The organism is Hydrogenophaga sp., from assembly GCF_031426985.1.
In the GTDB taxonomy this organism is placed as follows: Bacteria; Pseudomonadota; Gammaproteobacteria; order Burkholderiales; family Burkholderiaceae_C; genus Hydrogenophaga.
In genome coordinates this window covers 30,295-43,383 of the sequence record NZ_JASJOY010000044.1, presented here as the reverse complement: position 1 = coordinate 43,383, position 13,089 = coordinate 30,295, and the positions used below count along the sequence as shown (strand labels likewise).

8 protein-coding genes are annotated in these 13,089 nt (G+C 67.8%); 3 read left to right on the top strand and 5 right to left on the bottom strand.

The features are described 5' to 3' along the window. On the bottom strand, positions 1–651 hold a 651-nt coding region (locus tag RMP09_RS06450), incomplete at its 3' end, for a type IV pilus twitching motility protein PilT (protein ID WP_310565184.1). Between the two features lie 37 nt (positions 652–688). On the opposite strand from RMP09_RS06450, the gene RMP09_RS06445 reads away from it, so the two are divergent. Further along, positions 689–1,396 carry a YggS family pyridoxal phosphate-dependent enzyme gene (locus tag RMP09_RS06445; RefSeq protein WP_310565183.1) on the top strand — a complete coding sequence of 236 codons (708 nt, stop codon included), beginning with the start codon at positions 689–691 and terminating at the stop codon, positions 1,394–1,396. A 33-nt stretch (positions 1,397–1,429) separates the two neighbouring features. Here RMP09_RS06445 and RMP09_RS06440 read toward each other — a convergent pair whose 3' ends face one another. Next, complete coding sequence (locus tag RMP09_RS06440; protein ID WP_310565182.1) at positions 1,430–1,903, bottom strand: Lrp/AsnC ligand binding domain-containing protein; 474 nt, start codon at positions 1,901–1,903, stop codon at positions 1,430–1,432. A 105-nt stretch (positions 1,904–2,008) separates the two neighbouring features. On the opposite strand from RMP09_RS06440, the gene RMP09_RS06435 reads away from it, so the two are divergent. Next, a complete protein-coding gene (locus RMP09_RS06435) occupies positions 2,009–4,972 on the top strand; it encodes an L-glutamate gamma-semialdehyde dehydrogenase (RefSeq protein ID WP_310565181.1) in 2,964 nt (987 codons plus the stop codon). Positions 4,973–5,117: 145 nt separating this feature from the next. Here the strand turns inward: RMP09_RS06435 and RMP09_RS06430 are convergent, their stop codons facing one another. After that, positions 5,118–8,093 (bottom strand): EAL domain-containing protein, encoded by a 2,976-nt coding sequence (locus tag RMP09_RS06430; RefSeq protein ID WP_310565180.1) that lies wholly within the window; start codon positions 8,091–8,093, stop codon positions 5,118–5,120. Between the two features lie 260 nt (positions 8,094–8,353). On the opposite strand from RMP09_RS06430, the gene RMP09_RS06425 reads away from it, so the two are divergent. Beyond that, the gene (locus RMP09_RS06425) at positions 8,354–8,662 is read left to right on the top strand and encodes an RNA-binding protein (protein WP_310565179.1); all 309 of its coding nucleotides are present in this window, start codon (positions 8,354–8,356) and stop codon (positions 8,660–8,662) included. Positions 8,663–8,750: 88 nt separating this feature from the next. On the opposite strand, the gene RMP09_RS06420 is transcribed toward RMP09_RS06425, so the two are convergent. Both RMP09_RS06420 and RMP09_RS06415 read right to left on the bottom strand, forming a co-directional pair. Continuing rightward, complete coding sequence (locus tag RMP09_RS06420) at positions 8,751–9,236, bottom strand: response regulator (RefSeq protein WP_310565178.1); 486 nt, start codon at positions 9,234–9,236, stop codon at positions 8,751–8,753. Next, positions 9,233–13,075 carry a PAS domain S-box protein gene (locus RMP09_RS06415; RefSeq protein WP_310565177.1) on the bottom strand — a complete coding sequence of 1,281 codons (3,843 nt, stop codon included), beginning with the start codon at positions 13,073–13,075 and terminating at the stop codon, positions 9,233–9,235. The genes RMP09_RS06420 and RMP09_RS06415 overlap by 4 nt, the downstream gene beginning before the upstream one ends. Between the last annotated feature and the right edge of the window lie 14 nt (positions 13,076–13,089).

Here is a 13,089-nt window from a genome sequence, read left to right as displayed (position 1 = left end):
CGCCGTCATGGCCAGGCGGATGGTTTCCAGGTCGCGCATTTCACCGACCAGGATCGCGTCCGGGTCTTCGCGCAGGGCCGAGCGCAGCGCGTTGGAAAAGCTCAGCGTGTGCGGGCCCACTTCGCGCTGGTTGACCAGGCACTTCTTGGACTCGTGCACGAATTCCACCGGGTCTTCCACCGTCAGGATGTGGCCGTACTCGGTCTCGTTGAGGTGGTTGACCATGCCGGCCAGCGTGGTGGACTTGCCCGAGCCGGTGGGGCCGGTCACCAGCACCAGGCCGCGCGGGCGCAGCGCCAGGTCGCCAAAAATCTTGGGCGCGTTGAGCTGTTCCAGCGTGAGGATCTTGCTCGGAATCGTCCGGAACACGGCGCCGGCGCCGCGGTTGTGGTTGAAGGCGTTGACGCGAAAACGCGCCAGGCCCTCGATCTCAAACGAGAAGTCGCACTCCAGGAACTCCTCGTACTGCTTGCGCTGGCTGTCGTTCATGATGTCGTACACCATGCTGTGGACCATCTTGTGGTCCAGCGGCTCGACGTTGATGCGGCGCACGTCGCCATGCACCCGTATCATGGGGGGCAGCCCGGCGGAGAGGTGCAAATCGGACGCTTTGTTCTTGACGCTGAAGGCGAGCAGTTGCGTGATGTCCATCCGGAGTTCCGTGCTGTGTTGGGGTTAGCGACTGATTATGACGACGATTGAAACCAATCTTCAACAGGTGCGCAGCCGGATGGCGGTGGCCTGTGCACAGGCGGACAGAGACGTGAACGCTGTCACATTGCTGGCCGTCTCCAAGACCTTCGGACCCGACGCCGTGGCCGATGCGCTGGCGGCGGGGCAGACCGCCTTTGGCGAGAACTACATCCAGGAAGGGGTCGAAAAGATCCTGGCGCTGCGCGCCTCGCACCCGCAGGCGGCCATCGAATGGCACTGCATCGGGCCGGTGCAGAGCAACAAGACGCGGCTGGTGGCCACCCACTTCGACTGGGTGCAGTCGGTGGACCGGCTCAAGATCGCGCAGCGGCTTAGCGAGCAGCGCCCGGCCGATCGGCCGCCGCTGCAGGTGTGCCTGCAGGTCAATGTGGACGGCGGGGCCAACAAGTCGGGTGCCGCGCCGCCGGATCTGCTGGCGCTGGCGCAGGCGGTGGCCGCCCTGCCGAACCTGCACCTGCGCGGGCTGATGTGCATCCCGGAGCCGGCGGACGGCTTCGCGGCCCAGCTCGCGGTGTTCCAGCAGGCCCGGGCCCTGTTCGACGGACTCAACGCCCGGGGCCTGTCGCTGGACACCCTCTCCATGGGCATGAGCGAGGACCTGGACGCCGCCATCGCTGGCGGTTCGACCCTGGTGCGGGTCGGGCGCGCCATCTTCGGCGTGCGGCCCGCCAAGCCGGCCTGAACCGACTGGCCGGCGCGCGCGGCGCTCAAGGCCTCACAGCGGCAGCCGGCTGCTGTTCTTCACCTCTTCCATCACCGCGTAGGTGCGCGTCTCGCGCACGCCCGGCAGCTGCCACAGCACGCTGCCGGCGAAGTCACGGAAGGCCGCCATGTCGGCCATGCGGGTCTTGATCAGGTAGTCGAAGCCGCCGGCCACCATGTGGCATTCCAGGATCTCGTCGCGCACCTGCACCGCGGCCTTGAACTCGTTGAACACGTTGGGCGTGGTGCGGTCCAGCAGCACCTCCACAAAGACCAGCATGCCGCGCCCGAGCTTGAGCGGGTTCAGCCGCGCCTCGTAACCCAGGATGTAGCCGTCGCGCTGCAGGCGCTGGGTGCGCGCCAGCACGGCCGTGGGCGAGAGCGCCACTGCCTCGGCCAGCTTGAGGTTGGCAATGCGGCCATCGGCCTGCAGAACGCTCAGGATGCGCAGGTCGATGCGGTCGAGTTCGTGGGTGGTTTCGCTCATGGGTAGTGAATTATCCGGTTGAATGGCAAAAAACAGCCAGAAATTCATCGAACTGATGGGCACCATCACGCAATTCACCTGCCGAACCCATTTCCGGAGACTTCCATGCCCCGCACCACCGACCGACTGCCTTTCCCCTACCGGCCCGAGGCCGAGACCGTCGCCCAGCGCCTGGCCGCGCTGCAGGGTGCGCTGGACTGGGCCGCCGCCGCCCAGGTGGCCGCGCCCTGGGTGCGCGCGGTGCGCGAGAACCCGCCGCCCTTCTGGGCGATGGAAAGCCTGCTCAAGGAATACCCGATCTCCAGCGCCGAGGGTCTGGCCCTGATGCGCCTGGCCGAGGCCCTGCTGCGCGTGCCCGACGCCGAGACCGCGATCGCGCTCACCGCCGACCAACTGGGCCGTGCCGACTTCGACGGCGCCGCCGACTCGACGCTGGCGCGCCTGTCGTCCACCGCCATCGCCATGTCCAAGCACTTCCTGCCCGACGCGGGCCACGAACCGGGCCTGATGGCCAAGCTGGGCGCGCGCACCGTGGTCGCCGCCACGTTGCGCGCGGTGCAGTTGCTGGGCCGCCAGTTCGTGCTGGGCCAGACCATCGGCGAGGGCATGAAGGAGGCGACCGCAGCGCGCAAGAAGCAGCCCAACCTCCAGTTCAGCTACGACATGCTGGGCGAGGGCGCCCGCACCCAGGCCGACGCGCTGCGTTACCAGGCCAGCTATCAGAACGCCATCGCCGCCATCGCCCAGGGCGCCGACCCGGCGCGCCACCCGGCCAAGAACGACGGCATCTCGATCAAGCTCAGCGCCCTGCACCCGCGCTACGAAGATGCGCAGCACGAACGCGTGATGGCCGAGCTGGTGCCGCGCGTGTGGACGCTGTGCCGCGCCGCGGCGGCCGCCAACATCAACCTGACCATCGACGCCGAAGAGGTGGACCGGCTCGAACTCTCGCTGGACGTGTTCGAGGCGCTGGCCGCCCTGGTGGCCGAACATTGCCCGCAGTGGCAAGGCCTGGGTCTGGCCATGCAGGCCTACCAGACGCGCGCGGTCGAGCTGATCGCGCACATCGCCGCGCTGGCCCGCCAGTACAAGATCCGGTTCATGTGCCGCCTGGTCAAGGGCGCTTACTGGGACGCTGAGATCAAGCGTGCGCAGGAGCAGGGCCTCCCCGCCTACCCGGTGTTCACCCACAAGCACCACACCGACGTGAGCTACCTGGCCTGCGCCAAGGCGCTGCTGGACGCGCCCGACGCGATCTTTCCGCAGTTCGCCACGCACAACGCCGGCACCATCGCGGCCATCCTGCAGATGGGGGCGCGCCAGGCCGTGCCGTTTGAACTGCAGCGCCTGCACGGCATGGGCGAGGGCATCTACCGCGAGGTGCTGAAGAACCCGCTGGTGAGCTGCCGCGTTTACGCCCCAGTGGGCGCGCACCGCGACCTGCTGGCCTACCTGGTGCGCCGCCTGCTGGAGAACGGCGCCAACTCGTCGTTCGTGCACCAGCTGGCCGACGAATCGGTGGGCATGGACGAGCTGCTGATCTCGCCGCTGCGCCTGGAGCCACAGGCGTCGCTGCCGATGCCGATGGACCTGTACGGCGCCGCGCGCGCCAACAGCAGCGGCCGCGACCTGGCGGTGATCGCGCAGCGCGACGAACTGCTGGCGGCGCACGCGGCCTGCAGCGTGCCGATGGTGGCCGAGGCCAAGGCTGATGATGCCAGCGAGGCCGTGGCCCGCGCCGTCGGCGCCTTCGGGGCCTGGAACCACACGCCCGTGGCCCAGCGCGCGACCGTGCTGCGCTTCGCCGCCGACGCGCTCGACGCGGCGCTGCCGCGCTTCTGTGCCCTGCTGGTGAAAGAAGCGCACAAGACCTGGGGCGACGCCGTGTCCGAGGTGCGCGAGGCGGTGGACTTTTTGCGTTACTACGCCAACGAGGCCGAGCGCGTGATGGCGCCGCAGACCCTGCCCGGCCCCACGGGTGAGAGCAACACCTTGCGCCTGGAAGGCCGCGGCGCCTGGGTCTGCATCAGCCCCTGGAACTTCCCGCTGGCCATCTTCATGGGCCAGGTCGCGGCGGCGCTGGCCACCGGCAACACGGTGCTGGCCAAGCCGGCCGAGCAGACCCCGGCCGTGGCGCTCGAAGCCGTGAAACTGCTGCACGCCGCCGGCATCCCGCAGGACGCGCTGCAGCTGCTGCACGGCCCGGGCGAGACCGTGGGCGCGGCGCTGGTCGCGGCGCCCGGCGTGGCCGGCGTGGTGTTCACCGGTTCCACCCAGGTGGCCAAGATCATCCAGCGCGCGCTGGCGGCCAAGGACGGCCCCATCGTGCCGCTGATCGCCGAGACCGGCGGCATCAACGCCATGCTGGTGGACAGCACGGCCCTGCCCGAGCAGGTGGCCGACGCGGTGGTGCAGAGCGCCTTCCGCAGCGCGGGCCAGCGCTGCTCGGCGCTGCGCCTGCTGTGCGTGCACGAAGCCATTGCCGATGGCGTGATCGAGATGATCCAGGGCGCGGCGAACGAGCTGGTGGCCGGCGATCCGTCGCAGTTGACGACCGACCTCGGCCCGGTGATCGACGCCGAGGCCTTTGACAACATCCAGCGTCACGTCGTGCGCCTGCGCGGCAGCGCCAAGGCCTTGCTGCCGGAGACGGCCGCGACGGCCGGGATGCCCAACCTGGTGGCGCCGCAGATGTTCGAGGTGAAGGCCATCAGCGAGGTGACACAGGAGATCTTCGGCCCGGTGCTGCAGGTGGTGCGTTGGGGTGGGGAGCCCATGGACGTGATCCGTCAGATCAACGCCCTGGGCTATGGGCTGACGCTGGGCATCCAGACCCGCATCGACAGCCGCGCCCAGGCGCTGGCCACGGCGGCACGGGTGGGCAACGTCTACGTCAACCGCAACATGATCGGCGCCGTGGTCGGCGTGCAGCCCTTCGGTGGCGAAGGCCTGAGCGGCACCGGCCCCAAGGCGGGCGGGCCGAACTACCTGCTGCGCTTCTGCGCCGAGCAGACCCTGACCATCAACACCACGGCCGCGGGCGGCAACGTGGCGCTGTTCGCAGGGTAAGGTGTGGGGGCAACGGCCCGACTTCTGGCCGGAGCGCGTGACCTAGGTCAGGGCACCCGTGGAACCGGCTTTGCCGGGCCACAGGGTGCGTCCCCCTCCCGCCGCAGGCGAGAGAGGGGGAAGCCGCGCAGCGGCGCAGGGGGTGTCACCAGTTCGTGCCCGGCGGCGCCGACAGCGGCAGCTTGCCGCGCAGCCGGGCATCGAGCTCAACGATGGGCAAAGGCGGCGCGAACAGGTAGCCCTGGAAGTGGTCGCAGCCCTGGCTGGCCAGGAAGTCGCGCTGCTCCAGCGTCTCCACCCCCTCGGCCACCACCTGCAGGCTCAGGCTCTGCGCCAGCGAGATGATGGCGCGCGAGATGGCGGCGTCGCTGGCGTCGGTCAGCACGTCGGACACAAAGCCCTTGTCGATCTTGAGCTGGTCCAGCGGCAGGCGCTTGAGCAGGGACAGTGACGAGTAACCGACGCCGAAGTCGTCCAGCGAGAGCGTCACACCCAGGGCCTTGAGCAGGCCCATTTTCTCCAGCGTGATCTCCATGCGGTCGGCCAGCAGGCTTTCGGTGAGTTCAAGCTTGAGCTTGTGCGGGCGGATGCGGGCGTGCTGGATCGACTCCATCACCATGTCGACAAAGTCCGGGTGGCGGAACTGGCGCACGCTGACGTTGACCGAGATGCTCAGCTCCTGGGTGTGGGCTTCGTTCTCCCACAGCGCCAGCTGGGTGCAGGCGGTTTCCAGCACCCAGCGACCCAGGGGCAGGATCAGGCCGGTGTCCTCGGCCACGGGGATGAACTCGCTGGGCATCACCAGGCCGCGGCGCGGGTGTTTCCAGCGCACCAGGGCTTCCACGCTGCCCACCCGGCCGAGGCGGTCCACCTGCGGCTGGTAGAGCACCACGAACTGCTGGGTGTGCAGGCCCTCGCGCAGGTCCACGCCCACGGCCGCGTTGTGGCTCATGGAGGCCTGCATCGCCGGGTCGAAGAAACACAAGGTGTTGCGGCCCAGCGTCTTGGCCTGGTACATGGCCAGGTCGGCCTGCTTGAGCAGTTCGCTCACGTCGCTCTGGTTGGAGCAGAACGAGGTGACGCCGATGCTGGGCGTGGCGAAATGCTGGTGGCCGGTGAGCTGGAAGGGTTCGCGCAAGGTGTTGAGCACTTTCTCGGCCAGCACGCGCGTCTTGTAGGCGGCGGCCTCCCCGTCGGTGCTTAGGTCGTCCACCATCACCACGAACTCGTCGCCGCCGAGCCGCGCCACGGTGTCGGTCTTGCGCACGCTCTGAGTCAGGCGCTGCGCCACCTTCTGCAGCAGCTGGTCGCCCATGTGGTGGCCCAGCGTGTCGTTGAGGATCTTGAAGTTGTCCAGGTCGATGAACATCAGCGCGCCGTGCTGGCCGCTGCGTGCGCATTCGGCCAGCGAGCGCTGCAGGCGGTCCAGCAGCAACTGGCGGTTGGGCAGGTCGGTCAGCGCGTCGTAGAAAGCCAGGTGGCGGATCATGTCCTCCGCGTTCTTGCGCTGCGTGATGTCGCGCCCCACCGCCACCCAGTGCGTGGCCGCCTCCGCCACGGTCTGCACCGACACCACTTCCAGTTCGACCCAGAACCAGGCGCCGCTCTTGCGCCGCACCATCAGTTCGGTGCGGGCCTGCCGTTTGCTCTGCAGGCCGGCCACCAGGTCCTGCAGTTTGGACATGGTCGGGTCCATGTCCACCAGCATGCGCGGTGTCTGGCCCAGCACCTCGGCACGGCTGTAGCCGGTGTGCTGCTCGAAGGCGTCGTTGACGAAGACGATGCGTGGTTCGTCGTGCAGGTCGGGGCCGGCCTCGGCGATCGCCACGATGTCGTTCAACCGCGCCACGCTGGTTTCCAGCAGCATCAGCTGTTCCTGCGAGCGGCGGCGTTCGGTCACGTCGCGGAAGTACACCGCCAGGCCCTCGGCAAACGGGTAGGCGCGCACCTCCAGCCACTTGCCCAGCGTGGCGAAATGCTCTTCCAGTTCGACGCGGCGGTTTTTCTCCACGGCGCGCATGAGCTGTTCCCGCAGGCGCTGGGCCAGCGCCGGCGCCAGGCCGTGCCACACCTCCAGGCCCAGCAGTTCCGAGGTGGACTTCTGCAGCAGCCGTTCGCTCTCCTGGTTCAGGTAGGTGTAGCAGCACTGCCGGTCCAGCGTCACGAAGGCCTCGGTGATGCTGGCCAGCGTGGTGGTCAGGCGCATGGCCAGCAGCGTGGTTTCCTGCTGCGCCTGTTTCTGGGCCGAGATGTCCTGCATCGCGCCCTGGATGCGCAGGATCTGTCCCGCCGCGCCCTGCACCGCGCTGCCCACGGCGCGCACCCATTTGGGCGCACCGGCGGGCACCGCCACCTGGATTTCTTCGTCGAAGCCCAGGCCGTTGTGCTCACACAGCTCCAGGCGCTGGCGCAGGCCGCTGCGCCATTCGGGCGCGCAGCGCAGCACCATGTCTTCGGTCGACTGCAGGCTCTGGCCCGGCTGCAGGCCCAGGACGCTCGCCAGCTCGTCGGAGTGCACCAGTTCGTGGGTGGTCAGGTTCAGCGACCAGCTGCCCACACCGGCCGTGTGTTCGGTCAGGTTCAGCCGGCTCTGGCTCTCGCGCAGCGCGCTGTGGTTCTGCACCGCGCTGTGCTCGCCGCGCTGAACCAGGTGCTGGTGGTGGCGGATGAAGCCCAGCAGGTCCGAGCCCAGGGCTCCGATCACCTGCAGCGCTTCGCTGGCGCGCACCGGCGTCTCGCGCGGCGGCCGGTCCAGCAGGATCAGCGACGCCGCCGGTTCACGCAGATCCATGGGCAGGGCCAGCGCCTGCAAAAAACGCCACGCCGCCGGCCCGGTGGCCCAGGGGTGGTCCGCCAGCGCCGGGTGCGCCATGGCGTCCGGGAGGCAGGCTTCGCGCTGCGGCGTGGGCAGGGCGCGCAGGCAGGCGTCCAGCGCCAGGTCGACCTGGGCCGGTGTCAGGCCGTGACGTCCCAGCACCTGGGGTTGGGGCAGGGTCCATTCCACCAGCAGGGCCGCCTGCACACCGGCGGTCTGACAGGCCAGTTGCACCAGTCGGTCCAGGTCGGGCAGGTCGTCCCGTGCCGACGTTGGGAGGGGGAGAGCGGGCGGGTGGGCGTTCATGGAAGACCTCGGTGCACTCGGGCACGGTGCCCAAGCATATCCAAGGCGCAGAACCCATCAAGCGCGCCGGGCCGGGCGCGAAGGCGTTGCACCCGGTGCGCCCGTTCGTGAACAGATGCCTCGGAAGGGGGAGGGGATTTGTAACAGAGTTGTGAGATTTTGTTGTGCGTGTACTAACATGGTTTCCCGTCCGACCCAGGCTTGCGCTCGGATGGGCGATGGTGCCGCGTTGGTGGCACCCCACTTTCGGGAGTGAAAACGTGAGCGCACTCGCAGGACTCAGACAACACGGCGACATCAACAGCCTGAAAGCCGCGCTGCACCAGCTGTGCAGTGAGTTCGGCCGCATCACGCGACTGGACATCCTGACCGCCATGCACGAAGGCACCAAACAGGCCATCTGCTTCCTGCGCATGGAGCGCCCGGAGCAGGAACAGCAACTCATGAAAACCCTGGGCGTGGGCCGTTTCGGTGGCGAGGTGGTGTTCGTGCTCAACCTGGACGTGCCCCCCACCAGCGAGGACAACGGCCCATCGTCCCAGTGGGCCGATTCCGACCTGTACGCCTGATCTGTTGCACGACCGAACCGCCGCTGGGCGGCCACAAAAAAAGCGCTCCCCGGAGCGCTTTTTTTGTTGGGGGGTGTTCAGCCCGAAGTCAGTTCAACTCACCGAACGAGGAGTTGCGCGCACCCGCGCCTGCGTTCTGCGGCGCGGTCTGGTTGATGTTGATCCAGAACTCGCAGACGTGCTTCATGGCGCTGAGGAACTGCGCGAACTCGGTCGGCTTGGCGATGTAGGCGTTGGTGCCGGCGTCGTAAGCGCGTTGCAGATCGCTGGGCTCGGTGGACGAGGTCAGCACCACCACGGGGATGTTGCGCAGGTTGTCCGATCCCTTGATTTCACGCAACACGCCGATGCCGTCGAGCAGGGGCATTTTCAGGTCCAGCAGCACCAGCACCGGATTGCCACCAGTGCGGTCGGCAAAGGCGTCGCGGCGGTAGAGGTAGTCCAGGGCCTGCATGCCGTCCGACACGTGGGTCACGCGGCCGTCCAGTCCGTGGCGCGCGAGCGCCAGACGGGTCAGCTCCGCGTCGTCGGGATTGTCTTCAACGAGCAGGATGGCGTCGGCGTTCTTGTTCATGGTTCGAGGGCGGATGGAACCGCGTCTTTGGATGCCTCTGTGGGGCTGCAGCCTTCAAACGGCAGCGAGAAATGGAACACGCTGCCTTGGCCGACCTGGCTCTCAGCCCAAATGCTACCACCGTGCCGTTCGAGGATGCGGCGGGTGAGGGCCAGGCCGATGCCGGTGCCCTCGAACTCGGTGGCCCGGTGCAGGCGCTGGAACACCCCGAACAGCTTGGAGGCGTACTTGGTGTCGAAGCCCACGCCGTTGTCGCGCACGTAGAAGGTGTAGCCCACGGCGGGGTCCACGCTCCAGCCCACTTCGATGCGGGCCCTCTCGCGCGGGCGGGTGTATTTGAAGGCGTTGCCCAGCAGATTGGCCCAGACCTCGCGCAGCAGCAGGGCGTCGCCCTGGACCACCGGCAGATCGGGCGCGATCACCCAGTCCACCACGCGGCCGTGGGTGTCGTGCGCCAGCTGGCTCACCACCGCATCCACCAGCAAGGTGAGGTCCACCGCCGTGAGGTTGACGGCCGAGCGGCCCAGGCGCGAGAAGGCCAGCAGCCCGTCGATGAGCTGGCTCATGTGCCGGGCCGAACCGCCGATGGTGCCCAGGTACTTCTGGGCGGTCTCGTCGAGCTGACCTTCCAGGTGCTCTTCGAGCAGGCTCACAAAGCTGGAGATGTGGCGCAGCGGCGAGCGCAGGTCGTGCGAGACCGAGTAGGAAAAGGACTCCAGGTCCTTGTTGGCCGCCAGCAGCTGCTCGGTGCGGTCGGCCACGCGGTTTTCCAGCTCGTCGTTGATGTTGCGCATCAGGTCGTCGAGCCGTTTGGCGTCGGTCATGTCGCGGTTGATCTTGGCAAAGCCCTTGAGCTCGCCTTGATCGTCGCGCAAGGCGATCAGCAAAGAATGCGACCAGTACTCGCTGCCGTCCTTGCGGCGGTGCCAGCTCTGCAGCTCGTGCTGGCCGCGCGACGCGGCCAGGCGCATCATCTGGTTGGCGCTTTCGAGGGCTTTGCTGCCGTCCTGGTCGCGTTCGAACAGCAGCGAATAGTGGCGCCCCAGCATTTCGGTGGGCGAATAGCCCTCCATGCGCTGTGCGCTGTCGGTCCAGTCGGTGATCAGGCCCTGGCTGTCCAGGAAGAAGATGCAGTACTCGCGCAGGTTGTCCACCATCAGGCGAAAGCGCTGCTCGCTCTCCAGCAGTTCGAGCGAACGCTCCTGGATGCGTTGCTCCAGCTCGTCGTTGAGCTGGTTGACGCGTTCTTCCACCCGCTTGCGTTCGGTGATGTCCACGATCTGCACGAACACGCCTTGCACCAGGCCTTCGTGGATGTCGGGCAGGTAGCTGGCGCTGATGAAGATCGATTCGCCGGTGATGGTTTTGCGCCAGGCTTCGAAATGCTGCGCTTGTCCACCGATCGCGGCCTGCATGCGCGGGCCGATCTCGGCCCACACCTCGGCGGGCACCACTTCGCTGATGTGGATGCCCAGCATCTTGGCCGGGTCCATCCCGTAGATGCGCTGGTGCTCGGCGTTGGCGAAACGAAAACGCAGCATCGCGTCCAGGTAGGCGATCATGCCCGGCACCTGGTCGGTGATGGTCTGCAGGAAGCGCTGGTTCTCGCGCAAGGCCATTTCGGCCGCCTTGCGTGCGGTGATGTCCACCACCGTGGTGTTGCTGTGCAGGAAGCGGCCATCGGCGTCGAGCACCGCCGCCGACGACAGCAGCGCCTGGAACACCGTGCCGTCCTTGCGGCGTATTTCGTACTCGGCACCGCTGAGCACGCCATCGCGCAGCAGGCGGGCCATGCGGTCTTCGAGCAGCGGCACGCGCGAGGCCAGGGTGACATCGCGGAAATGCAGGTGGCCGAGCACCTCTTCGCGCGTGTAACCCAGCCACTGGAGTTCGGTGTCGTTGATGGCGACGAAGATGCCGTTGACGTCGAGCGAGTGGTAGCCGCAGGGCGCCTGGTTGTACAGCACCTGCGCCTGCTGCAGGGCCTCGCCCAGTTGGCGGTTCGCGTTCTGCACCCGGTCTTCGGATGCCTTGCGTTCGGTGATGTCCAGCATCTGGATGAACAGGCCGCGCACCTGGCCGTCGTGCCGGTAGGGGGTGTATTCGATGCTGGCGTAGAAGCGGTGGCCGTCGGGGAAGATGCGCTCGCCCTCGAACTGCTGGGACTCGCCGCGCAACGCGGCGGCCAGCATGGGCTGTGCGGAGGCGTAGTCCTGCGGACGGGCGATCTCGCTCAGGTGCCGCCCCACCAGCGCGGCCGGTTCGCCACCCATCCAGCGCGCGTAGCTGGCGTTGGCGAAGTGGCAGACCAGGGCGCTGTCGAAAAACGCCAGCTGCACCGGCACGCTGTTGGTGATCGTCTGCAGGAAGGTGCGCTGGGCGTCCAGGGCGTGTTCGGCGGCTTTGCGTTCGGTGATGTCCACCAGCGTGTTGTTGGTGCGCACGAATGCCCCGTGCTCGTCGGTCACGGCGGTGCTGCTGAGCAGGGCCACGAAACCCGACCCGTCGCGGCGCCGCATGTTCAGTTCGGCCGCGTCCAGCTTCTCGCCGCTCGCCAGGCGGCGCAGCCGTTCCTTGACCCGCTCCAGGTGTTCGGGCTGCACGAAATCGCGGAAGTGCAGCCGACCCACCACTTCGCTGCGGGTGTACCCGAGCCAGTCGAGTTCGGTCTGGTTGATCAGCACGAACGTGCCGGTGATATCGACCGAGTGGTAGCCGCAGGGGGCCTGGTTGTACAGGGCCTGGGCATCGGTCAGGGTCTGGCGCAGGCGATCGTTGGTCTCGGCCAGCGCTTCGGTGCGTTCCCGCACCCGGGCTTCCAGGTCGTTGTTGAGCTGGTGGATGTGTGCCTGCTGCCGGTGTTGTTCGGTGATGTCGCGCGAGACGGCCAGCAGCATCACCGGGTGGCCCTGGGTGTCGTGGATGGGAGACACCACGGTGTCCCACCATTTGGGGGTGCCTTTGAATGTCTCGCCGAAGGCCACGAAGTGGGCGGTTTCGCCCCGCTGTGCGCTGGCCACCGCCTGCCGGGCCTGGGCTTCGCTCTCGCCTTTCCACCACTGCGTCCAGTCGCTGCCGCGCACCTGTTCGAAGTCGTCGACCTCGACCAGGTGGCAGCCGCGCGCGGTGATCTGCAGCACATGGCCTTGCAGGTCCAGCACCTTGGTGCAGTCGGGGCTGCTGGCGATGATCTGGCGGTTGAGTTCTTCCTGGATGCGTGCGTCGGCCTGCAGCTCGCGCAGCGAGCTGATGTCCTGCACGAAACCCAGGTGGCCGATCAGCTGGCCCTCATCGTCCAGGTGCGGCACGTTGCGCACCAGCAGGTGCACCACTTCGCCGTCCGTGCGCACCAGCCGGAATTCGATGCTCAGGCTGTTGCCGCGGGGCACGGCGGCGTGCCAGTGGTGCTGCACGCGCTCCAGGTCCTGCGGGTGCACCAGCCGCATCCAGCCCAGTTGCGCAAATTCAGGCGCTGGCAGGCCGAAGATGCGCTGCAGGGCGTCGTCCACATGCGTGAGCAGGCCGGTGTGGTCGATGCGGAACACGCCGATGGGAAACACACTCGCCAGCGAAGACAGCAGGCCTTCGTATTCGAGCTGCGCATTGGGGACATCGCCCAGCCCCGCGGCGCGCAGTGACAGGTCCAATGGGACCGGCAGGGTCAGGTTCGGGTCGGACGCCGGGCCGGCCAGCAGGCGGGCGTGCTGGCGGCGCAGGTGGGCGTTTTCACGGCGCAGGGTCTCCAGCTCGCGCTCCAGAGCCTGCTCGCGCGACAGCGCCTGATGCTCGGCCGCATCGGTCTGCGGTCGCTCAGGGGTCGTGGAGTGCAGGGCGCTCATACCGACCACTGTAC